The following is a 327-nucleotide window of genomic DNA, read 5'->3' as shown; positions in this document are numbered from 1 at the left end:
ATCGGTAAGCTTAGCTACAACCAGTGGAGTGATATACGTAGAGAGCTACTTAGCGCCCAAAATCAGTTACTTGATGCCTATCAATCTTTGCATTTACAACATATTGAAATTCAACGCCTAACTGGCGTGCCCGTTAGTGATAGCGAGTAAAACCATGAGTAAACTTATGAAAAATAAAAATATTCTGTCGTCATTAAGCTTGGCGATTATTATCTCATTCACAGGTGTCGTCGCACCTAATGCTATTGCAGCATCAACACCTGCGGCAGAGCAAGCTGAACCAGAGAAAGGTCCACACCGTGGGCGCATGTTACGAGATGGTGATTT

1 pseudogene is annotated in these 327 nt (G+C 42.8%); it reads left to right on the top strand.

What is annotated here, in order from left to right:
- Nucleotides 1-150: pseudogene (locus CWB98_RS24555) on the top strand (TolC family protein); the annotation flags it as partial.
- Nucleotides 151-327: the final 177 nt, after the last annotated feature.

This window comes from Pseudoalteromonas rubra, assembly GCF_005887115.1.
Classification (GTDB): domain Bacteria; phylum Pseudomonadota; class Gammaproteobacteria; order Enterobacterales; family Alteromonadaceae; genus Pseudoalteromonas; species Pseudoalteromonas rubra_F.
Note: the sequence above shows the minus strand (reverse complement) of the source record. Positions and strands in the feature narration are given on the sequence as shown.